The sequence below is a fragment of the Nocardioides sp. LMS-CY genome (assembly GCF_018732145.1).
In the GTDB taxonomy this organism is placed as follows: domain Bacteria; phylum Actinomycetota; class Actinomycetes; order Propionibacteriales; family Nocardioidaceae; genus Nocardioides; species Nocardioides soli.
The window spans coordinates 788,122-809,763 of the sequence record NZ_CP076104.1; the positions used below are offsets into that span (position 1 = coordinate 788,122).

At 71.8% G+C, this 21,642-nt stretch carries 21 protein-coding genes; 14 read left to right on the forward strand and 7 right to left on the reverse strand.

What is annotated here, in order from left to right:
* Window positions 1-80 precede the first annotated feature (80 nt).
* From KM427_RS03780 to KM427_RS03790, 3 genes are all read left to right on the forward strand, one after another.
* Window positions 81-1,379, forward strand: coding sequence for a glycosyltransferase family protein (locus KM427_RS03780; protein WP_215526310.1), 1,299 nt, complete (start codon window positions 81-83; stop codon window positions 1,377-1,379).
* Between the two features lie 123 nt (window positions 1,380-1,502).
* Window positions 1,503-1,832 carry a histone-like nucleoid-structuring protein Lsr2 gene (locus KM427_RS03785; RefSeq protein WP_183592691.1) on the forward strand — a complete coding sequence of 110 codons (330 nt, stop codon included), beginning with the start codon at window positions 1,503-1,505 and terminating at the stop codon, window positions 1,830-1,832.
* A 157-nt stretch (window positions 1,833-1,989) separates the two neighbouring features.
* Window positions 1,990-4,569, forward strand: a complete 2,580-nt coding sequence (locus tag KM427_RS03790) for an ATP-dependent Clp protease ATP-binding subunit (RefSeq protein WP_183592692.1) — start codon at window positions 1,990-1,992, stop codon at window positions 4,567-4,569.
* A 77-nt stretch (window positions 4,570-4,646) separates the two neighbouring features.
* Here KM427_RS03790 and KM427_RS03795 read toward each other — a convergent pair whose 3' ends face one another.
* Window positions 4,647-5,513, reverse strand: coding sequence for an HhH-GPD family protein (locus tag KM427_RS03795; protein ID WP_215526311.1), 867 nt, complete (start codon window positions 5,511-5,513; stop codon window positions 4,647-4,649).
* Between the two features lie 64 nt (window positions 5,514-5,577).
* On the opposite strand from KM427_RS03795, the gene KM427_RS03800 reads away from it, so the two are divergent.
* Window positions 5,578-6,372 (forward strand): hypothetical protein, encoded by a 795-nt coding sequence (locus KM427_RS03800; RefSeq protein ID WP_215526312.1) that lies wholly within the window; start codon window positions 5,578-5,580, stop codon window positions 6,370-6,372.
* An 8-nt stretch (window positions 6,373-6,380) separates the two neighbouring features.
* On the opposite strand, the gene disA is transcribed toward KM427_RS03800, so the two are convergent.
* Both disA and radA read right to left on the reverse strand, forming a co-directional pair.
* On the reverse strand, window positions 6,381-7,463 hold the full coding sequence (gene disA / locus KM427_RS03805) for a DNA integrity scanning diadenylate cyclase DisA (RefSeq protein WP_215526313.1): 1,083 nt from the start codon (window positions 7,461-7,463) through the stop codon (window positions 6,381-6,383).
* Window positions 7,464-7,610: 147 nt separating this feature from the next.
* A complete protein-coding gene (radA, locus tag KM427_RS03810; RefSeq protein WP_183592695.1) occupies window positions 7,611-9,023 on the reverse strand; it encodes a DNA repair protein RadA in 1,413 nt (470 codons plus the stop codon).
* 123 nt (window positions 9,024-9,146) lie between these two features.
* Here radA and KM427_RS03815 point away from each other — a divergent pair, with 123 nt between their 5' ends.
* Window positions 9,147-10,247, forward strand: a complete 1,101-nt coding sequence (locus tag KM427_RS03815) for a LacI family DNA-binding transcriptional regulator (protein ID WP_252275030.1) — start codon at window positions 9,147-9,149, stop codon at window positions 10,245-10,247.
* Between the two features lie 10 nt (window positions 10,248-10,257).
* On the opposite strand, the gene KM427_RS03820 is transcribed toward KM427_RS03815, so the two are convergent.
* The 3 genes from KM427_RS03820 to KM427_RS03830 all read right to left on the reverse strand — a co-directional run bounded on the left by KM427_RS03820 (window position 10,258) and on the right by KM427_RS03830 (window position 12,471).
* Window positions 10,258-10,845: a class I SAM-dependent methyltransferase gene (locus KM427_RS03820; RefSeq protein ID WP_252275032.1), complete on the reverse strand. Its 588-nt coding sequence runs from the start codon at window positions 10,843-10,845 to the stop codon at window positions 10,258-10,260.
* 115 nt (window positions 10,846-10,960) lie between these two features.
* On the reverse strand, window positions 10,961-11,599 hold the full coding sequence (locus tag KM427_RS03825; RefSeq protein WP_183592696.1) for a VOC family protein: 639 nt from the start codon (window positions 11,597-11,599) through the stop codon (window positions 10,961-10,963).
* A 92-nt stretch (window positions 11,600-11,691) separates the two neighbouring features.
* Window positions 11,692-12,471, reverse strand: coding sequence for a DUF3109 family protein (locus tag KM427_RS03830; protein ID WP_215526314.1), 780 nt, complete (start codon window positions 12,469-12,471; stop codon window positions 11,692-11,694).
* Window positions 12,472-12,520: 49 nt separating this feature from the next.
* Between KM427_RS03830 and KM427_RS03835 the strand changes: the two genes are divergently transcribed.
* Both KM427_RS03835 and KM427_RS03840 read left to right on the forward strand, forming a co-directional pair.
* Window positions 12,521-13,459 carry a Ppx/GppA family phosphatase gene (locus KM427_RS03835; RefSeq protein ID WP_215526315.1) on the forward strand — a complete coding sequence of 313 codons (939 nt, stop codon included), beginning with the start codon at window positions 12,521-12,523 and terminating at the stop codon, window positions 13,457-13,459.
* Window positions 13,459-14,253 (forward strand): sugar phosphate isomerase/epimerase family protein, encoded by a 795-nt coding sequence (locus KM427_RS03840; protein WP_215526316.1) that lies wholly within the window; start codon window positions 13,459-13,461, stop codon window positions 14,251-14,253. Before KM427_RS03835 ends, KM427_RS03840 begins: the two co-directional genes overlap by 1 nt.
* Here the strand turns inward: KM427_RS03840 and KM427_RS03845 are convergent.
* Window positions 14,250-15,797: a PucR family transcriptional regulator gene (locus KM427_RS03845; protein WP_183592700.1), complete on the reverse strand. Its 1,548-nt coding sequence runs from the start codon at window positions 15,795-15,797 to the stop codon at window positions 14,250-14,252. The genes KM427_RS03840 and KM427_RS03845 overlap by 4 nt on opposite strands.
* Before the next feature lie 150 nt (window positions 15,798-15,947).
* On the opposite strand from KM427_RS03845, the gene KM427_RS03850 reads away from it, so the two are divergent.
* From KM427_RS03850 to proC, 7 genes are read left to right on the forward strand one after another with little or no spacing between them, the layout of a single operon-like run.
* Window positions 15,948-16,418 carry a nucleoside deaminase gene (locus KM427_RS03850; RefSeq protein ID WP_252275035.1) on the forward strand — a complete coding sequence of 157 codons (471 nt, stop codon included), beginning with the start codon at window positions 15,948-15,950 and terminating at the stop codon, window positions 16,416-16,418.
* Window positions 16,415-17,710: a cytosine permease gene (gene codB / locus KM427_RS03855; protein WP_183592702.1), complete on the forward strand. Its 1,296-nt coding sequence runs from the start codon at window positions 16,415-16,417 to the stop codon at window positions 17,708-17,710. The genes KM427_RS03850 and codB overlap by 4 nt, the downstream gene beginning before the upstream one ends.
* Window positions 17,711-17,721: 11 nt before the next feature.
* Window positions 17,722-18,330: a TetR/AcrR family transcriptional regulator gene (locus KM427_RS03860; protein WP_215526318.1), complete on the forward strand. Its 609-nt coding sequence runs from the start codon at window positions 17,722-17,724 to the stop codon at window positions 18,328-18,330.
* Between the two features lie 58 nt (window positions 18,331-18,388).
* On the forward strand, window positions 18,389-19,102 hold the full coding sequence (locus KM427_RS03865; RefSeq protein ID WP_183592704.1) for an ABC transporter ATP-binding protein: 714 nt from the start codon (window positions 18,389-18,391) through the stop codon (window positions 19,100-19,102).
* On the forward strand, window positions 19,099-19,824 hold the full coding sequence (locus KM427_RS03870; RefSeq protein WP_215526319.1) for an ABC transporter permease: 726 nt from the start codon (window positions 19,099-19,101) through the stop codon (window positions 19,822-19,824). The genes KM427_RS03865 and KM427_RS03870 overlap by 4 nt, the downstream gene beginning before the upstream one ends.
* 39 nt (window positions 19,825-19,863) lie before the next feature.
* Entirely contained in the window at window positions 19,864-20,814 is a 951-nt protein-coding gene (locus KM427_RS03875) for a proline dehydrogenase family protein (RefSeq protein WP_215526320.1), read from the forward strand.
* Window positions 20,815-20,856: 42 nt separating this feature from the next.
* On the forward strand, window positions 20,857-21,630 hold the full coding sequence (gene proC / locus KM427_RS03880) for a pyrroline-5-carboxylate reductase (RefSeq protein ID WP_246390575.1): 774 nt from the start codon (window positions 20,857-20,859) through the stop codon (window positions 21,628-21,630).
* The last annotated feature ends 12 nt before the right edge of the window (window positions 21,631-21,642 follow it).

Sequence of the window (21,642 nt, forward strand, 5' to 3'; positions counted from 1 at the left end):
GAAGCACACTGGACAGCCCGAGTCCCGACGGTCGGACCGCGTCTCGTCGGGCTGACGACAGCAATCGGCGACGGAAGACCATGGCTGTCGCCGGGCTGCTCCTGGCGATCTCGGCGATCGTCGTATTCGTCCACATGAAGCAGTACTCCACGCTCTCGCCTCTCGATGAGCTGCAGCACGTCGACTATCTCGAGCGGGCCTCGGAGCTGGAGTTCGTCCGCGCCAACGACCGGGTCGAAGAGCCGGCGATGCGGGAGCAGGCCTGTCGAGGCATCGACGCTCCCGGCTTCCCCAATCCACCCTGCCACCAGGAGGAGCTGGATCCTTCGGCCTTCCAGGAGCTCGGATACAACACGGCGGCCGCCGATCCACCGCTCTACTACTACTCGACCGGTCTCGTCGCGAGGGCCGTCGACCTGTTGCCCGGCGTCGACAGCATCGTCACGGGAGCCAGGGCGCTCGGTGCGTTGTGGCTGGCTGCCGGGTTGCTGCTCACCTACCTTCTGGCCCGGCGCCTGGGCGCCACCGGGTTCGCAGCTCTCGGCGTCTGCCTGCTACTCGCCGGGACACCGGGTGTGCTTCACAGTGCCGCCACCGTCACCAGCGACAGTCCGCAGCTCCTCGTGGGTGCGCTGTGTGTGTTGATGACGTTGGCTGCCGTTCGATCCGAGGCCAGCGCAGCGTGGCCCGGGGTCGCCGCCGCCCTGGCGTGCCTGGTCAAGGTCACGGGGCTGGCGGTCGTGGGCATGAGCCTCATCTTCGTGCTGGCGATGATGCTGCCGTGGGGGAACAGGACCGCCGACGGTTCGAGAGTCCAGCTCGAACGTCGCCGCGGCCTGCTCATCATGGCGGGGCTGGTCGCCGGGGCGCTGCTCCCCACGCTCATCTGGCGGGGGCTGATCATGGCTACCGCGCTGCCGTCGCCGCCCGAACCGGAGATGGCGCGATTCGAAGTCGACTCGATCGGGTCGGAGCAGATCCTGGGCACGTTGTATTCGACATTCTCTCCCGTGTGGAACTCGTATACGCCGCCGGTCTTGGCCAGTGCCCTGCTCCTGGCCATCGTGGCCGCCTTCAATATCCTGTTGCTGGCGTCCAACTTGGGGGCTGCTTGGAGCACGACCACTCCGAGGCAGGTGCAACTCCTCGGGTTCTCGACCGTTGTCGGGATGCTGCTCGCTGCGCCGTTCTTCGTGTTGGTCATCTTCCTCGGCGCTCACGCCTACTTTGCGATCCCGAGTAGATATGGCCTCAGTCTGCTCCCGGCAGCTGTTGCGGTATTCGCCTGCGTGGTCAGTCAACGCCGCCGATGGGACATTGTCCTTCTCGTGGCCGGGTTCGTCGGGGTGGCCGTGGCGTTGAAGAACCTGCTTTTCTAAGCGCCGAATTCGGCGCGGTTGCCCGTCGCGAGTATCGCCGGACGTGCTGTAGCGTTGCCTGATATCCGCACTGGGAGTGGCGGCCGAATAGGCGATATGGGCCCGTGCCCGAAAGGATTTCTCATGGCGCAGAAGATCCACATTGTTCTCGAAGACGACCTCGACGGCAGCGAGGCGACGCAGACGATCTCGTTCGGCCTCGACGGCACCTCGTACGAGATCGACCTCAACGACAAGAACGCCGACAAGCTGCGCGGCCTGCTCGCGCCGTACGTCGGCCATGGCCGCAAGGTCGGTGCCGCACCGCGCCGGGGCGGGCGCCGGTCCGCCGCGAGCAGCGGCGGCCCCAGCGCGAAGGAGATCCGTGAGTGGGCGCGGGCCAACGGCCACGACGTCCCCGACCGGGGTCGCGTGTCGGCCGAGGTCCGTTCAGCCTACGACGCAGCCCACTGAGTTTGGCCTGATCTCGGCGGCGGCCCGCGCCTTGGCGCCGCCGCCGAGTGCTGTTCGCTCTGAGCGGACTGAATAGGCCCCCACCGGGGAACGCGTAGGCTGTGTGCGGGGTTGATGACCTACGTAGCCCCACCGAAAGCCTGTAGGAGAGATACGCATGTTCGAGCGGTTCACTGACCGAGCCCGCCGGGTGGTCGTGCTGGCCCAGGAAGAGGCCCGCATGCTCTCCCACAACTACATCGGCACCGAGCACATCCTGCTCGGCCTCATCCACGAGGGTGAGGGTGTCGCCGCGAAGGCGCTCGAAAGCCTGGACATCTCGCTCGAGGCGGTGCGCGCGCAGGTCGAGGAGATCATCGGCCAGGGCCAGCAGGCGCCCAGCGGCCACATCCCGTTCACCCCGCGCGCCAAGAAGGTGCTCGAGCTGTCCCTGCGCGAGGCGCTGCAGCTCGGCCACTCCTACATCGGCACCGAGCACATCCTGCTCGGCCTGATCCGCGAGGGCGAGGGCGTCGCCGCCCAGGTGCTGCAGAAGCTCGGCGCCGACCTCAACCGGGTCCGCCAGCAGGTCATCCAGCTGCTCTCGGGATTCCAGGGCAAGGAGGCGGCCGGCGCCGGCGCCACCACGGGTGGCTCGCAGAGCGACGCCCCGTCGTCCTCGCTCGTGCTCGACCAGTTCGGCCGCAACCTCACCCAGGACGCCCGCGAGGGCAAGCTGGATCCGGTGATCGGCCGCGAGCAGGAGATCGAGCGGGTCATGCAGATCCTCTCGCGGCGTACGAAGAACAACCCGGTCCTCATCGGCGAGCCCGGCGTCGGCAAGACGACGATCGTCGAGGGCCTGGCCCAGGACATCGTCAAGGGCAACGTGCCCGAGACGCTCAAGGACAAGCAGATCTACACGCTCGACCTGGGCGCCCTGGTGGCCGGCTCGCGCTACCGCGGTGACTTCGAGGAGCGCCTGAAGAAGGTGCTCAAGGAGATCCGCACGCGCGGCGACATCGTGCTGTTCATCGACGAGATCCACACCCTCGTCGGGGCCGGCGCGGCCGAGGGCGCGATCGACGCGGCCAGCATCCTCAAGCCGATGCTGGCCCGCGGCGAGCTGCAGACCATCGGCGCGACCACCCTCGACGAGTACCGCAAGTACCTCGAGAAGGACGCCGCGCTGGAGCGCCGCTTCCAGCCGATCCAGGTCGCCGAGCCCTCGATCGCGCACACGATCGAGATGCTCAAGGGCCTGCGCGACCGCTACGAGGCGCACCACCGCGTCACCATCACCGACGAGGCGCTGGTCTCGGCGGCGACGCTGGCCGACCGCTACATCTCCGACCGCTTCCTGCCCGACAAGGCGATCGACCTGATCGACGAGGCCGGCTCGCGGCTGCGGATCCGCCGGATGACGGCGCCCGCCGACCTGCGCGAGTACGACGACAAGATCGGCGAGGTCCGTCAGCGCAAGGAGGCCGCGATCGACGGCCAGGACTTCGAGGCCGCCGCGCGCCTGCGCGACGAGGAGAAGCAGCTCATCCTGAAGAAGTCCGAGCGCGAGAAGCAGTGGCGTGCGGGCGACATGGACGAGGTCGCGGAGGTCGACGAGGAGCTGATCGCCGAGGTGCTCGCCGTGGCGACCGGCATCCCGATCGTGAAGCTCTCCGAGGAGGAGTCGACCCGGCTGCTCAAGATGGAGGACGAGCTCCACAAGCGGGTCATCGGCCAGGACGAGGCAGTCAAGGCGCTGTCGCGCGCGATCCGGCGTACCCGCGCCGGCCTGAAGGACCCGAAGCGGCCCGGCGGCTCGTTCATCTTCGCCGGCCCGTCCGGTGTCGGTAAGACCTGGCTGTCCAAGACGCTCGCGGAGTTCCTCTTCGGCGACGAGGACGCGCTGATCCAGCTCGACATGTCGGAGTTCGGCGAGAAGCACACCGTCTCGCGGCTCTTCGGCTCGCCTCCGGGCTACGTCGGCTACGAGGAGGGCGGCCAGCTCACCGAGAAGGTGCGCCGCAAGCCGTTCTCGGTCGTGCTCTTCGACGAGGTCGAGAAGGCGCATCCCGACATCTTCAACAGCCTGCTGCAGATCCTCGAGGAGGGTCGCCTGACCGACTCGCAGGGCCGGGTGGTCGACTTCAAGAACACCGTCATCATCATGACCACCAACCTCGGCACCAAGGACATCGCCAAGGGCGTCAACCTCGGCTTCGCCGGCGGTGCTGGTGGCCCCGGCGACTACGACCGGATGAAGAACAAGGTGCAGGACGAGCTCAAGCAGCACTTCCGCCCGGAGTTCCTCAACCGCGTCGACGAGATCATCGTGTTCCCGCCGCTGTCGCAGGAGCAGATCGTCCACATGGTCGACAACATGATCGCGTCGGTCGAGGTCCGCCTGAAGGACCGCGACATGCGGATCGAGCTCACCCAGGCCGCGAAGAACCTGCTCGCCGAGCGGGGCTTCGACCCGGTCCTGGGCGCCCGCCCGCTGCGTCGTACCGTCCAGCGCGAGATCGAGGACGTGCTCGCCGAGAAGATGCTGTACGGCGAGGTCGGCCCCGGTCAGATCGTGCTGGTCGACGTCGAGGGCGAGGGCCCGGCCGCGTCGTTCACCTTCCACGGCCAGAAGGTCGGCGAGCTGCCCGACCTGCCGCCGTTCGAGACCGCCGAGGTCTCCGCGACCGAGCCCTCCCTCGAGGGCCCGGACGACTCCGACAGCGGCAGCGACGTCCCGCGCAGCGCCGAGTAGCCGAGTCGGCGCCAAATCACCCGCGAGTCGGCGCCAGATTGCACCTGACGGATGCGATCTGGCGCCGACTCGGCATTTCAGGGCAGGGCGTAGGTGTCGGGGCCGACGTGGGCGACCAGGCCGTCCTCGATGAGTGAGGCCAGGCAGCGGATCCGCTGGCCATCCTCCGACCAGGCGGCGTCGAGCCGGGAGCGGTGCACCGGGCCGTCGGTGTCGCGCAGCACCGCGAGCAGCCGGCCCCGGCACTGGCGATCCGTGCCGGCCCAGGTCTGCACCTTGCGGGGCGGGCCGTCGTACGCCGGGTGGCCGGCCGACCGCCAGGCGCACCGGTCGGCGACCGGGCAGTCGTGGCAGCGCGGGCCGGCGGCCGTGCACACCAGCGCGCCGAGCTCCATCACGGCGACCGACCAGGTTGCGGCGGTGGCGTCCTCGTCGGGAAGCACCTCGAGCGCGACCTCCCGCTCGGCCTTCGTCACCGACGGCGACGGGAACTCCACGCCCTGGATGACCCGGGCGAACACCCGCCGCACGTTGGTGTCCAGCACCACGTGGCGCCGACCGTGCGCGAAGCTCGCGATCGCGGCCGCGGTGTAGTCGCCGATGCCGGGCAGCGCCCGCAGGTCGTCGTACGCCGCGGGCACCTCGCCGTCGTGCTGCTCGACGATCGCGGTGGCGGCGGCGTGCAGCCGCAGCGCGCGCCGCGGGTAGCCGAGCCGGCCCCAGGCGCGCACCGCCTCGCCGGTCGGCTCCGCGGCCAGGTCGGCCGGCGCCGGCCAGCGGCGCAGCCACTCCTGGTGCACGGGCAGCACCCGGCTGACCGGGGTCTGCTGGAGCATGAACTCGGAGACCATCACCGACCACGGCGAGGCGTCGGGCCCGCGCCAGGGCAGCTCGCGGGCATGCTCGTCGTACCACCGCAGGATCGGTTCGTGCAGCTCACTCATGTCGCCGCCATTGTCCCCGGTGTGGCACCGCCACCGCGGGCGGGCCGCTCACTAGCGTTGGGGCATGCCTGCCCTGACCCGTGGTCCGCTGCCGGCCCGGGTCTACTGGGTACGCCGGATCCTGGTGCTCGGCACCGCCGTCCTGCTCGTGGTGGCGATCGCCCGGCTGCTCGGCGGCGGCAGCGACGCCAAGGACGGCGCCGACGACGCGGCGGAGCTCTCCGCCGACACGTCCTCGGCCCCGGCCGTGACCGGCGGCACCGGTCCGGTCACACCGGGGGAGACCCGCACCAAGAAGAAGCGGCCCGGCAAGGGCAAGCAGACCAGCACGGCCCCCGTGCTCGCGGCGCCGACCGGCCCGTGTGTCGGCTCCGACATCGCCGTCACGCCCAAGGTCGGCAACGCCGTGGGCGGCCGTGACGTGATGATCGTGCTGCAGCTGCGCACGATCACCGCGGAGGCCTGCACCTGGCGGGTCACTCCCCGTGCGCTGACCGTGAACATCACCTCGGGCAAGGACCCAATCTGGAGCAGCCGCCAGTGCCCACAGGCCGTCCCGCGTCGTGACGTCGTCGTCCGCAAGGCCGTCACCACGAACGTCGGACTCGTGTGGAAGCAGGCCAAGCGCTCCGGCAGCACGTGCATGGTGGGCACCGCCTGGGCGATGCCCGGCTGGTACCACGTCACGGCGGCAGCCCTCGGGGGTGAGCCGTCGGACGTGCAGTTCGAGCTGAAGACCCCGGCGGCCGCGACCGTGACCGTGACGGCGACCCCGAAGAACCAACCCAAGAACCAGCCCGAGAAGAAGCCCAAGAAGAAGCCGGGTCAGTCTCCGTCGGGCGCGGTCGAGCCGGACTGAGGGCTGCGTCAGACGTAGCGCTCGAGGATGGTGGACTCGGCCAGCCGGGAGAGCCCCTCGCGGACGCTGCGGGCGCGCAGCTCGCCGACGCCGTCGACCGCCTGCAGGTCGTCGATGCCGGCGGAGAGCAGCTTCTGCAGCGTGCCGAAGTGGTCGACGAGCCGGTCGACCACCGCGCTGGGCAGGCGGGGCACCTTGGCGAGCAGCCGGTAGCCGCGGGGGGCGACCGCGCCGTCGAGGTGCTCGCCGGTGCCGAGGCCGAGCGCCCGGGCGGCGGCGGCCGGGTCGACGAGCTCGGTCGACGACAGCGACTCCAGGCGGGCGAGCACGGACTCCGGCGTGCGGGACCGGCGGCCGACGGGCAGGTAGTCGCGGATCACCAGCTCGCGCTCGGTGTCGACGCCGGTGACGAGCTCCTCCAACTGCAGCGACAGCAGCCGGCCGTCGGTGCCCAGCTCGAGCACGTAGTCCTCGATCTCGCGGGCGATCCGGGTGACCATCTCGAGCCGCTGCGCAACGACCGCGACGTCGCGCACGGTCACCAGGTCCTCGATCTCGAGGGCGGACAGCGTGCTGGAGACCTCGTCGAGGCGGAGCTTGTAGCGCTCGAGCGTCGCCAGCGCCTGGTTGGCCCGGGAGAGGATCTGGCCGGAGTCCTCGAGCACGTGGCGGGTCGCGCCGACGTACGCCGCGATGATCTGCATCGACTGCGACACCGAGATGACCGGGAAGCCGGCCTGGCGCGCCACCCGGTCGGCGGTGCGGTGCCGGGTGCCGGTCTCCTCCGACGGGATCGTGTGGTCGGGCATCAGGTGCACGGCGGCCCGCAGGATCCGGGTGACGTCCTTGTCGACGATGATCGCGCCGTCCATCTTCGCCAGCTCGCGCAGCCCGGTGGCGGTGAACGGCACGTCGAGCGTGAAGCCGCCGGTCGAGATCGACTCGACCACCTTGTCGTGGCCGAGCACGATCAGGGCGCCGGTGCGGCCCCGCAGGATGCGCTCCAGGCCGTCGCGCAGGGAGGTGCCCGGCGCGATCGTGGCGAGTGTCGCGCGCAGGCGCAGCTGCTCGTCAGAGCGGTCGGTGGCCACCTCGAGGTTCCTCCCCGTTGGACTGAGGCTGCGGCGGCGTCCGATCGGCCCCGCGCGGTCAGTCTAGGGCGTGTCGCCCGTCGGGAAGGTCACAGATCGCTCACAGCCTGGGGCCGCGCGCCCCTCGTGGGTCTGGCCGGGGGCCCGTCAGAGCGCGTGGGGTCGGCTGGGGCCGCCCTCGGCCACCAGGTCGACCAGCCGCAGCGCGGAGCGTACGTCGGGCACGTCGATCACCCGCATGCCGTCGACGGTCCACGACTCGGGCGAGCGTGGTCGCTGGCGGCCGGGCTCGGTCGGCACCACCGCGAGCTGGAAGCCGAGCCGCGCCGCCTCCGCGAGCCGCTGCGGGAGGTCGCGGACCCGGCGCAGCTCGCCGGCCAGGCCGATCTCGCCCATCGCGACCATGCCGCGTGGCGCGGGCGTGCCCTCGAAGGCCGAGGCGAGCGCGACCGCGACCGCGAGGTCGCTGGCCGGCTCGACCACGCGGGCGCCACCGACCGTCGAGGCGAACACGTCCATGGCCTGCAGCCGGATGCCGCAGTGCTGGTGCAGCACCGCCATCACCATCGCGACGCGGGAGGAGTCGAGGCCCGACGTCGTGCGCCGGGGACGCTCGGCCGCGCTGTGGGTGACCAGGGCCTGGACCTCGGCCAGCATCGGCCGCCGTCCCTCCATGGACACGGCGACGCAGGTGCCGGGGACCTGGGTGTGGTGGTTCTCGACGAACAGCCCGGTCGGGTCGGTGACCGCGCTGATGCCCTCGGCGCCGAGGTCGAAGCAGCCCACCTCGTCGACCGGGCCGAAGCGGTTCTTCATCGCGCGCACCATCCGGAACCGCGAGTTGCGGTCGCCCTCGAAGTGCAGCACCACGTCGACCAGGTGCTCGAGGACCCGAGGCCCGGCGATCGAGCCGTCCTTGGTGACGTGGCCGACCAGGACCGTGGTGATGTTGCGGGTCTTGGCGACCCGGATCAGGGCCGCCGCGACCTCCTTGACCTGGGTGACGCCACCCGGGACCCCGTCGATGCCGGACGCGCCGATGGTCTGCACCGAGTCGACGACCAGCAGGGCCGGGCGGACCTGCTCGATGTGCGTCAGCACCGCGCCCAGGTCGGTCTCGGCCGCGAGGAACAGCTCGTCGTGGACGCCGCCGGTGCGGTCGGCGCGCAACCGGACCTGCGAGGCGGACTCCTCGCCGGTGACGTAGAGCGTGCGGCGCTGGTAGCGCGCGGTCTGCGCGGCGACCTCGAGCAGCAGGGTGCTCTTGCCGACGCCGGGCTCGCCGGCCAGCAGGATCGCGGCGCCCGGCACCAGGCCGCCGCCGAGCACCCGGTCGAGCTCGGGCACGCCGCTGGTGCGGAACGCCGACTCCTCCACCGACACCTCGCCGATCGGGACGGCCGGGGTGGACACGGGCGTGGCGGCCGTGCGGCCGGTAGGGACCGCGGCGGCCTCGGCCACCGAGCCCCAGGCCTGGCACTCGCCGCACCGGCCCACCCACTTCCCGGTCTCCCAACCGCACTCGGAGCAGCGGTAGGCGGGCCTGGGAGTCTTCGACATGCCGCACACGCTAAGGGGCGGCGCCGACACCGCGTCCCCGGCCCGCCGCACCGCCTGTGGACGAGCGACCACCTGTGGTGTCATTGGATCGATCAAGACCCTGTGGCGACCGAGGAGGTGGGGGTGTCCGGGAGCGAGCCCGTGGTCCGGCGCGGCGTCGCGCGGCTGGCGACGCCGACCCCGCCGCCGACCCTGCCGCCGACCCCGCCGCCGACGCTGACCGACGTCGCCGAGCGCGCCGGGGTCTCGCGTCAGACGGTCTCCAACGCCATCAACAACCCCGACCTGCTGCGGCCGGACACCCTGGCCCGCGTGCAGCAGGCGATCGCCGCACTCGGCTACTCGCCGAACCGTGCCGCGCGCAACCTGCGCACCCGCGCCTCGCACCTGATCGGGATGCGCATCGGCCCGGCCCAGGAGGGCACGGCGAACGCCACCATGGACCGCTTCGTGCACTCCCTCGTCGACACCTCGCGCGAGGCGGGCTACCACGTGCTGCTCTTCGCCGGCGACGGTGCGGACCCGATCGCGGGGTACGACGACCTGCTCCGGTCCACGGCCGTGGACGCGTTCGTCGTCACCGACACCTATCTCGGGAACCCGCAGGCCGCCTGGCTCGATGAGCGGCGCGCGCCGTTCGTCGCCTTCGGCCGGCCCTGGGACACCCTGCAGTCCGGACACGTGGGCCAGGCCCGGCACCCGTGGGTCGACGTCGACGGTGCGGCCGGCACCGAGCTGGCGACGACCCACCTGCTGGACCGCGGCCACGAGCGGATCGCCTGGATCGGCTGGCGCCAGGACTCCCGGATCGGCGAGGACCGCCGGTCGGGATGGTCGCGCGCGATGCACGGCCGCGGGCTGTCGACGTCCGGCCTCGCGTCGCGGGTCGAGGACACCGTCGCCTCCGGGCGCGAGGCGAGCGCCCATCTGCTCGACAGCGCCCGGCCCTCGGCGTTCGTGTGCGCCTCCGACACGCTGGCGATGGGCGTGCTGCACACGCTCCGCGACCGCGACCTGCGGCCGGGTGAGCAGGTGGCGGTCGTCGGCTTCGACGACTCGCAGGTCGCCCAGGTCGTCCCGCCCGGCCTCACCTCGGTCCGGCAGCCGCTCGAGGACGTCGCCGTCGCGGTCGTGGCCGCGCTGGCGGGCCTGCTGGCCCACCCGCCCGTCGTCGGCCCCGGGGTGATGCTCGCCCCGACGCTCTCGGTGCGCGGGACCGGCTGATCGACACGGGCTAGTAGTCGCGCCACCACACGTTGACGGCGTAGTCGACCTCGGTGCCGGTGTGCTCGGCCAGCACGGTGTCGGCGACCTGGGCGGCGAACTCGATCCGCACCACGCTCTCCAGGTCGGCGCGCGAGCCGAACGACCAGCGCATGTCGACCGGGATCCGGGTCCAGCCGCGGGTCGACCAGAAGCGCTCGACGGCCGCGGGGTCGACCTCGGGGTACCCGCGCCGGAACCACGAGCCGAAGGTGGACCGGGTCGGGTCGTTGTCGACCACGTACGCCGTGCCGCCGCGTCGTACGACGCGGTCGAGCTCGGCCAGGCCGGGCTCGCAGCCGGGCCCGAAGAAGTAGGCCCACCGGGCGTGCACGACGTCCACGCACGCGTCGGGGATCGGCAGGTGCTGGGCCGTGCCCTGCAGGACGGTGACGTGGGGGAGCCGACGGGTGCGTCGCCGGGCCAGCGCGATCAGGTCGCCGTGCGGCTCCACGCCGACCACCGACGCCGCCGTCGAGGCGAGCCACGGGAGATGGAAGCCGCTGCCGCACCCGATGTCGAGGACGGCCCGGCCGTCCCAGGTCGCCACCGACCGCATCGCGGCCTCGATCGCACCGTCGGGGTCGACGGCGCGGTTCTCGGCCTCGTACGTCGCGGTGTGGTGCCAGATGTTGGGGCTCGGGCGGGCCCCGGGGGAGATGTTCAGGGTCGGACTAGAGCCGCACGAGGCCGTTCGGCGTCTGGACCTGCGCGGCCAGGATGCCGGGGGTGCCGTTGGGCGCGACCCACTCGACCTTGACGTCCTCCAGCGGCGCCTCGACGGTCTGGCCGAGCCACTCGCTGACGCGCAGCGGATCGCCCGCGATCTCCAGGCAGGCCAGGGAGAACGCCGGGTCGGCGCCGTTGCTGGGGTGCATCTCGCGGGGGCTCTCCCACTCGATGAAGAAGGGCAGCTGGGGGTCGGCGATCAGGCCGTTGACGCCGATCTGCTTCCAGAGCAGCTCGACACCGTCGGGCAGGTGCCGGTTGCCGTTCGCGGCCTCGCGGCCGAGCCGGGACTCCACGACCGAGATGTCGTCGACGGCGACCACCCAGCCGAGCCATCCGCCACCGAGGGCGGAGCGGGCCTTGACGGCCTGGCCGAAGGGGGCCTTGTCGGATGCGGGGTGGTCCAGGGCCTCGACGATCTCGAGGTAGGTGTCGCCGGCGAGCGGCAGGATCATGTTGCGGGTGCCGAAGCGAGGGTGGACGCCGCCGTCGACGAACTCCTTGCCGAGCAGTCCCCCGAGTCGCTGGGCAGTGCTGGCGAGGCCATCAGGTCCTGCGGCGAAAGAAAGATGGTCCAGGCGCATGCAGAGATTGTGTGTGCTCGTCCGGAGTCGTCGGACACCGGGGTCGTTGTTTCTTGACGTCGAGAGGTCAGCTCTCAGGGGTGCGCGGCGCGTCAGTGCGGGTCGGCGGGATGCAGCGCCAGCGCCGAGCGCGACCGCACGTGCGCGTCGCAGTGCCGGATCAGTTCGGCGTACGCCGCCCGGCCCATCAGCTCGGTCAGCTCGGCCTCGTGGGTGACGTAGACGGGCTCGGGTGCGACGTGCGCCTCGGTGTTGCCCGAGCAGTACCAGTCGAGGTCGTGCCCGCCCGGACCCCAGCCGCGGCGGTCGTACTCGCCGATCGAGACCTCGGTGTACGTCGTGCCGTCCTGCCGCTCCACGGAGCGGAAGGTGCGCCGGATCGGCAGCTGCCAGCACACGTCCGGCTTGGTCTCGACGGGGTTCTTCCCGAGCACGTAGGCCAGTGCGTGCAGGGCGCAGCCCGCGCCGCCCCCGCCCGTCGGCGGGGCGAAGTCCTTGCGGTTGTGGAACACGCACGCCTGCTGGCCGTCGACGGTGGTGGTGCGCGTCTTGCGTTCGCCGTCCTCGTCGACCTCGATCCAGTCCTTCTTCCGGACGGCGCGGCCCTGCGGCTTCTGCTGCCACAGGTTCTCGTCGAGCATGTCGACGTACGCCGCGACCCGCTTCTCGTCGGTCTTGTCGGCGAAGTGGGCGCCCAGCGTGCAGCAGCCGACGTCGGGTGCGTCCGCGTAGATGCCCGGGCAGCCCTCCCCGAAGATGCACCGGTAGCTCGACGTCAGCCAGGTGAGGTCGCAGCGCATCACCTCGGACTCGTCGTCCGGGTTCACGAACTCGACGTACGCGCGAGGGAAGACCAGGTCGACTTCGGGCACGACCCCAACCCTACGTCGCGCGCCGGGTCGTCCTAGTAGCGTGGGATACATGCGCTTGGGCGTCCTCGACATCGGTTCCAACACCGGGCACCTGCTGGTCGTCGACGCGCACCGTGGCGCGGCCCCGCTCCCGGCGTACTCCCACAAGGAGCCGCTGCGCCTGGCCGAGCACCTCGACGCCACCGGCTCGGTGTCCCGGCAGGGGATCGACGCCCTGGCGGAGTTCACGATCGGTGCGCAGCGGGTCGCGGAGGAGAAGGGCTGCGAGGACATGCTGGCCTTCGCGACCTCGGCGGTCCGCGACGCGATCAACTCCGACGCGGTCCTCGACGAGGTGCGCGAGCGCACCGGCCGGTCGATCGTGGTGCTGGCGGGCGAGGACGAGGCGCGGTTGACCTTCCTGGCCGTACGCCGCTGGCTCGGCTGGTCGGCAGGCCGGCTCTGGGTCTTCGACATCGGCGGAGGTTCGCTGGAGATCGCCGGCGGGGCCGACGAGGAGCCGGAGGTGGCCTGGTCGCTGCCCCTCGGGGCGGCCCGGCTGGCCCGACAGCACCTCGCCGCCGGTCCGGTCGGGGACGAGGCGATCCCGCAGCTGCGCCGGCAGATCCGCGCCGACATCGCCCGCGACGCCGGCCGGCTGCTGCGCCCGGGCTCGCCCGACCATGCGGCAGGCACCTCGAAGACGTTCCGGTCCCTGGCTCGCATCTGCGGTGCGGCGCCGTCGGCGGAGGGCCCGCTGGTGCCGCGGTCGCTGGCCTTCGACGTGCTCGCGGAGTGGATCCCCAAGCTGGCGGCGATGGGGCACGACGAGCTCGCGCAGCTGCCGGGGGTCTCGCCGAGTCGCGCCCACCAGATCCTGCCCGGCGCCCTGGTCGCGGAGGCGGTCATGGACATCTTCGAGCTCCCGGCGCTGGAGGTCTGCCCGTGGGCGCTGCGCGAGGGCGTGATCCTCGAGCGCCTCGACCAGATCAGCGACCTCGCGTTCTGATGAGCGGCTCACGCATCGGCCTCTCGACCGTCTCGGTCTACCCCGAGTCGTCGGCGCACGCCTTCACGTACGCCGCCTCGGTGGGCTACGACTCGGTCGAGGTGATGGTCGGCATCGACGCGCTGAGCCAGCAGACGTCGGCGATCAAGCAGCTCTCCGAGCACCACGGCGTGCCGGTCTCGGCCGTGCACGCGCCCTGTCTGCTGTTCACCCAGCGGGTCTGGGGCACCGAGCCGTGGAGCAAGCTCGAGCGGTCCGCGGAGATGGCGCACGCCGTCGGCGCGGACGTGGTCGTGGTGCACCCGCCGTTCCGCTGGCAGAAGACCTACGCGCGTGACTTCGTCGACGGCATCGCCGCCCTGGAGGCATCGACCGGGCTGGCGTTCGCGGTGGAGAACATGTACCCGTGGCGGGCCTCCGGCCGGTCGATGGAGATGTACCTGCCTGGATGGGACCCCTCCGACCAGCCCTACACCAACACCACGATCGACCTGTCGCACGCGGCGATCGCCCACGACGACGTGATCGAGATGGCGAACCGGCTCGGTGACCGGCTGCGGCACATCCACCTCACCGACGGCACCGGGTCGGCGAAGGACGAGCACCTCGTCCCGGGCCGGGGGACGATGGGTGCCGACGCGTTCCTCCACCACCTCGCGGCGACCGGCTTCGGCGGCGACATCGTGCTGGAGATCAACACCCGCAAGTGCGTCGACCGCGCCGAGCGGGAGCGCGACCTGCGCGAGTCGCTGGAGTTCGCGCGCGAGCACTTCCCCGTCGCCACCGGTCCCTAGGCGGGCTTCCGGTCGAACGCCGCCTGCAGGTCCAGGCCGGTGCGCATCCGCCAGGCCACCAGGGCGACGGAGAGGCAACTCACCTGTGCGGCGTCGTCGAGCGAGATGCCCAGCAGCCGCTCGACCCGGGCCAGCCGGGCGTAGAGGGACTGGCGCCGGATGCCGAGCGCCGTGGCCGTCCGGGCCTTGCTGGCGCCGTGGCTGACGAACGCGTCGAGCGTGCGGACCAGGTCGCCGGAGGTCTCGCGGTCGTGGTCGATCAGCGGCCCGAGCTGCTCGGAGACGAACGCCGCCAGGGCCGCGGCCGGTCCGGCGGCCAGCAGCCGCTGCACGCCGACGTCGCGGGTCAGCAGGACGCCGGTCCGGGTGCCGAACCGACGGGCGATCTGCACCACCTCACGGGCCTGGGCGACGGCGGCGCCCACCTCGGCGAGGTCGACGACGGGCGCGGCCACCGCCAGGGTGCGGACGGCGACGGCGAGGTCGCCCGCCCCGGCCAGCACGGCGTCGTACACCTCGACGAACGCCGCGCGCAGCCGCTGCGGCTCCGCGCGCTGCCACCCGTGCGCGAGCACGACCACCTGGCTGCCGGCGACTCCCGAGACGCAGGGCCCCAGCACCTCGTGCACCGCCTCCCGCACCGGGGGGAGCAGCTCCTGCACCGGCACCTTGTGGTCGACGTCGACGGCCGCGACCAGCACGTGCTGGCTCTCGCCCGGCGTCCAGCCGATGTCCGTCAGCCGCTTGCGCAGGTCGCCGGCGGACGCCAACGCCCCGGTCACGAGGTCGGTGACGATCGCCTGCGCGAGCGAGGGGCGCTGCCCCACGCCGGGATGGCGGCCGAGCTCGAGCGCCACCGCCGCCGCCGCTCGGTGGGCCACGGCCGTACGCCGTGCCGTGCCGCGCCCGAGCAGCACCACCCGTCCGGCGACCCCGGCCTGGACGCGCACCTCGGTCACGACCCGGTCGGTCTCCGACGACGGGACCGCGATCCGGCTCCGCTCGACGACGCGGCCGTCGGTGTCGACCAGCTCGGCGGCGCAGCCGGCCAGGCGCGCGACCGCGTCGAGGAGCACGGCCATGCCCTGGCCGAACATCACCGGCGACAGCAGCTCCTGCCAGATCGCCTCGCTCGACCGCGTCGACCCGAGCTTGCGGCGTACGAGCAGGTCGTGGAAGTCCTCGACCATCCGCTCGAAGGGCACCACCGAGTGCAGGGCCAGGAAGGCCACGTCGCGGCGCCGCGCGGTGTCGATCAGCTCCGGCGGCACGTCGAAGAACGAGCGGCCGATCTCCATCGCGAGCGCTACGCAGCCGGCGTCGGCGAGCTGGTCGACGTAGGCCACCAGCTGCTCGGCGGTGCGGCCGTGCAGGCCGAGGCCGGAGGTGAGCAGCACCTCGCCGCCGGCGAGCAGCCCGCCCATCTCGTAGACCTCGGAGGAGTGCACCCAGCGCACGACCGCGTCGAGGTCGCCGGTCACGACCTCGACCGAGGCGGACCGGAAGGACGGCATGGCGAGGACGTCCCGCAGCGTCGGCATCATGGCCCCATGCTGCCGTCAGGCGAGCAGTCTGTCTCCCAAGATGGTGTGGGGACCGGACACAGTGTCCCTTGTGGTCGGATCCTGGCACTGGCCATCGTGTCGGCGTGCAGCGCAGTCGCGTCCGCACCCGACGGCAAAGGGAGGCCCTCCGTGACCACCGCAGAACACCTCGACGACAAGCACTTCCTCGGACTCGCCATCGACCAGGCGCGGATCGGCTGGGAGGAGGGCGGCGTCCCGATCGGGGCCGCGCTGGTCACCAACGACGGCGAGGTACTCGCGGTGGGCCGCAACCGCCGGGTCCAGCTCGGCAGCGCGATCCGGCACGGTGAGACCGACTGCATCGAGCGGGCCGGCCGGCTCCCCGCGTCGGTCTACCGCACCAGCGTGCTCTACACGACGCTCTCGCCGTGCTTCATGTGCGCGGGCACCGCGGTCCTCTACGACATCCCGCGGATCGTCGTGGGCGAGAACCGCACGTTCGAGGCCTCCGAGAGCTGGCTGCGCAGCCGGGGCGTGGTCGTCGACGTCCTCGACGACCCGACCTGCAAGCAGCTGATGGACCGGATGCTCGACGAGCGCGCGGAGATCTGGGCCGAGGACATCGGGGAGGAGGCGTGACCACGAACGTCGACGGCCGCGACGGGGTCGACGTCGACCCCGTCGACCCGGACTACCCCGTCACGCCCGTCCCGCTGAGCGCCCGCAAGTCGTTCCTCTCGCTGGCGGTCGTGCTGCTCGGCTTCACGATCTTCACGCCGACGATGCTCGCCGGCGCGCAGCTCGGGCCGGCGTTCGGGTTCGGCGAGCTGCTGCTGGTGATCCTGGCCGGCTCCGCGATCCTCGGCACCTACGTCGCGCTGATGGGCTACGTCGGCGCGCGCACCGGGCTGACGACCGTCGTGATGGCCCGCTACAGCTTCGGCAACCGCGGCTCGAAGCTGGCCTCGATCCTGCTGGGCGGCACCCAGATCGGGTGGTACGGCGTGGTCGTCGGCACGATCGGCGACCTGACCGCCGAGGCGGCCGGCTGGGAGTCGTACGCCGCGAAGGCGTCGATCATGGTGCTCACCAGCGTGCTGATGTGCGTGACCGCCTGCTACGGCTACCGCGGGATGTACTGGGTCTCCCTGGTGTCCACGCCGCTCATCCTGATCCTGGCGGTGTGGGTCGTGGTCCGCTCGCTCGAGGAGGTCGGCGGCCTGGGCGGCCTGTTCGACGTCGAGCCGAGCGCCACCATGGCGCTGTCCGTCGCGATCACCACCGTCGTCGGCACGTTCGTCTCGGCCGGCACCCAGGCGCCCAACTGGACCCGCTTCGGCCGGTCCGGCTCGCAGGCGGTCTGGGCCTGCCTGATCGGCTTCCTGGTCGGCAACGGGCTGATGATCCTCTTCGGCGCCATCGGCGCGATCACCTTCGGCGAGGGCGACTTCGTGCTGGTGCTGTACAATCTCGGCCTGGTCGGCTGGGGCGTCTTCCTGCTCTTCGGCAACCTGTGGAAGTCGAACGCCGACACGGCGTACGCCTTCGGCGTGGCCGGCGCGGAGCTGTTCGAGCGGCCGACCAAGACGCCGTTCGTCATCGGCGGCTCGGTGATCGGCACGGTGCTGGCGCTGACCGGGGTCCAGAACCACCTGATCGACTACCTCGGCCTGCTCGGCACGTTCATCCCGCCGCTCGGCGGCGTGATCATCGCGGACTTCTTCCTGCGCTGGCGGCGCGGCATCCCGGCCGATCACGCGCCGGTGGCGCTCGACTGGCGCAACATCGCGACGTACGCCGTGGCCAGCGGGGTCGCCTACTGGTCGAAGGAGGCCGAGGTCGGCATCCCGCCGCTGTTCGGGATCGTCGTGGCCGTCGTGGTCGCGGTGGCCCTCGACCGCACCCGGACCGAACGGGTCGCCACGTCGTAGCCTGAGCGACCATGAGCCAGGCCAGGTCGGGTGCGCCGGGACGACGGGGTCGTCGTCCCGGGGCACCCGACACGCGCGCGGCGATCCTCGGCGCCGCCCGCGCCCGCTTCGCCGAGCACGGCTACGCCCGCACGTCGGTGCGGTCTATCGCCGCCGACGCCGGCGTCGACGCCGCGCTCGTGCACCACTACTTCGGCACCAAGCACGACCTCTTCGTCGCCGCTCTCGAGCTGCCGATCGACCCGACCGGCGTGATCGTCCCGGCCGTGGTCGGCGGCATCGACGGCGCGGCCGAGCGGCTGCTCACGGCGTTCCTCGGCGTCTGGGACGACCCCGAGCTCCAGCCCTCCCTGCTCGGCGTGGTCCGCGGCATCCTCGAGCCCGAGGGGTCCGCGCTGATCCGGGAGGGCTTCCTCCCCGCGATCATCCTGCCGATCGCCGACGCCCTCGGCCTCGACCAGCCCGAGCGCCGGATGCCGTTCGTCGCGAGCCAGATCTTCGGGCTGATCGTCGGCCGCTACGTCCTCGAGCTCGAGCCGCTCGCCTCCCTGCCGGCCGAGGACGTCGTCGCCGCCGTCGCCCCCACCATCCAGCGGTACTTCGAGATGCCGCTGCCGTAGGCGGGTATCCCTGCGATCGTCCTTGCCCCGAACCGCCCACCAGCGCATAATTCACCGCATGGTGAATAACGCGGTCGAGATCCGCGGCCTGCACGTCGTCCGCGGGAAGCGCACGGTGCTCGAGCGCCTCGACGTCACCATCGGCGACGGCGTGACCGGTCTGCTCGGCCCGTCCGGCTGCGGCAAGTCGACGCTGATGCGGTGCCTGGTCGGCGTGCAGCAGGTCCGGGCGGGGACCGTGACCGTCTTCGGCGAGCCGGCCGGCAGCCGGTCGCTGCGCGAGACGGTCGGCTACGTCACCCAGGCCGCGAGCGTGTACGACGACCTCACCGTCGTCGAGAACCTCCGGTTCTTCTGCCGGGTCCTCGGGGTCGGTAGGGAGGAGATCGACCGGGTGGTCGACGCCGTCGACCTCGGCAGCCACCGCGACCAGATCGTGGGTCGGCTCAGCGGCGGCCAGCGCAGCCGAGCCAGCCTGGCGGTCGCGCTGCTGGGCGAGCCGGTGCTGCTCGTGCTCGACGAGCCCACGGTCGGCCTCGACCCCGTGCTCCGCGAGGACCTCTGGGGGCTCTTCCACCGCCTCGCCGACCGGGGCACCGCCGTCTTCGTCTCCAGTCACGTCATGGACGAGGCCGAGCGCTGCGACCGGCTGCTGCTGATGCGCGAGGGCCGGATCATCGCCGACGGCACGCCCGCCGAGATCAAGGAGAAGGCCGGCGCCGACAGCGTCGAGCACGCGTTCCTGGCGATCGTGAGGGAGGACGCCGGATGACCTCGAGGATCACCGTCGCCGCGCGGGTGCTCACCCAGCTGCGCCGCGACCACCGCACGCTCGCCCTGCTGCTGGTGCTGCCCTGCCTGCTGATCACCCTGCTGTGGTGGATGTTCCAGGACACCCCGGTCTTCGACGAGGTCGGCCCGGCGCTGCTCGCGATGTTCCCCTTCATCGTGATGTTCCTGGTCACCAGCGTCACCACCCTCCGCGAGCGCAGCGGCGGCACCCTGGAGCGGCTGCTCACGATGCCGATGGGCAAGCTCGACTTCTTGCTCGGGTACGGCGTGGCGTTCGGTCTGGTCGCGGCGGTGCAGTCGGTGCTGGCGGTGGCGCTCAGCGTCGGCGTCCTCGACCTGCAGGTGCAGGGCCCGGTCTGGCTCCTCGTGGTCGTCGCCGTGGTCGACGCCGTGCTCGGCACCGCGCTCGGCCTGTTCGTCAGCGCGTTCGCGCAGACCGAGTTCCAGGCGGTGCAGTTCATGCCGGCGGTGGTGATCCCGCAGATCCTGCTGTGCGGCCTGTTCGTCCCACGCGACCAGCTGCCGACGGTGCTCGGGTGGGTGAGCGACGTGCTGCCGCTCAGCTACGCGGTCGACGCGATGCAGACCCTGACGCAGACGGCCGAGACGGCCGACGTGTGGCAGGACCTCGCCGTGGTGGCCGGCTTCGCCGTGGCCGGGCTGGTGCTGGGCGCGGCCACGCTGCGGCGGCGTACCCCCTGAAATCGGCCGCGGCGGCACCGCGGACGTAGCCTGAGAGACATGCCGATCCTCCGTCAGCCGCTCCTCCTCCTGGCCCGCAGCGCCGCGGTCAAGAAGATGGTGAGCACCATGCCGGTCTCGGCCGGCATCGTCCGCAGCTACGTGCCCGGGGAGACCACGGAGTCCGCCGTCGACGCGGCCGCCGGGCTGGCCGACGAGAAGCTCCTGGTGACGCTGGACTTCCTCGGCGAGGACACTCTCGACGCCGACCAGGCCGAGGCCACCGTGCAGGCCTACCTCGACCTGCTGCGCCAGCTCGCCGCGCGCGGCCTGACCCGCGGCGCCGAGGTGTCGGTGAAGCTCAGCGCCATCGGTCAGTTCCTGCCCGACACGGTCGCGGCCGGCGGGGGCCACAAGATCGCTCTCGAGAACGCCCGCACCATCTGCCGGGCCGCCCGCAACGCCGGCACCACGGTCACCCTCGACATGGAGGACCACACCACCACCGACTCGACGCTGATGATCCTGCGCGAGCTGCGCAAGGACTTCCCCGAGACCGGAGCCGTCCTCCAGGCGATGCTGCACCGCACCGAGGCCGACTGCCGGGCGCTGGCCTACGAGGGCTCCCGGGTCCGGCTCTGCAAGGGCGCCTACCTCGAGCCCGAGGACGTCGCCTTCCAGGACCGCCTCGACATCGACAGGTCCTACGTCCGCTGCCTCAAGGTGCTGCTGGCCGGTGAGGGCTACCCGATGATCGCGAGCCACGACCCGCGCATGGTCGAGATCGCCTCGTCGCTGGCCAGCCGCTACGGCCGCGCGCCGGGCAGCTACGAGTTCCAGATGCTCTACGGCACCCGTCCCGAGGAGCAGCGCCGGTTGGCCGCCAAGGGCGAGCGGATGCGCGTCTACGTGCCCTACGGCACCGAGTGGTACGGCTACCTGATGAGAAGGCTCGCCGAGCGTCCGCAGAACCTGTCATTCTTCCTGCGGTCCCTGATCTCGAAGAAATAGGTAGTAGCCATGGCTCAAACTGCCATTCTGGGCGCCGGAGTCATGGGCGAGACCCTGCTCTCCGGCCTGGTCCGGGCCGGCCGCCGCGTCGACCACCTGCTCGTCGGCGAGAAGCGCGCCGAGCGCGCCAGCGAGCTGGAGGAGCGGTACGGCGTCGCCGTGGTCTCCAACGTCGAGGCGGCCCGCAAGGCCGACACCCTCGCGTTGGTCGTCAAGCCCCAGGACATGGGCGACCTGCTCGACGAGATCGCGTCCGCGCTGCGACCCGGCCAGCTCGTCGTCTCGCTGGCGGCCGGCATCACCACGGCGTTCATCGAGGCCCGGGTGCCCGAGGGCGTCGCCGTCGTCCGCGTGATGCCCAACACCCCGGCCCTGGTCGACGAGGGCATGGCCGCGATCTCCCCGGGCTCCCACTGCAGCGAGGACCACCTCGCCGAGGCCGAGGCGCTGATGGCGTCCGTCGGCAAGGTGCTGCGGATCCCGGAGCGCCAGCAGGACGCGGTCACCGCGATCTCCGGCTCCGGCCCGGCCTACATCTTCTACGTCGTCGAGTCGATGATCGAGGCCGGCGTACACCTCGGTCTGCCCCGCAGCACGGCCAGCGAGCTCGTCATCCAGACGCTGGTGGGCTCCGGGAAGATGCTGCGCGAGACCGGCACCCATCCCACCGTGCTGCGCGAGCAGGTGACCTCGCCCGCCGGCACGACCGCGGCCGCCCTGCGCGAGCTCGAGGTCCACAAGGTCCGCGCGGCGTTCCTGGCGGCGATGGAGGCCGCCCGCGACCGTTCGCGCGCGCTGGCCGAGGGCAACGGCTGACGCGCTAACGTC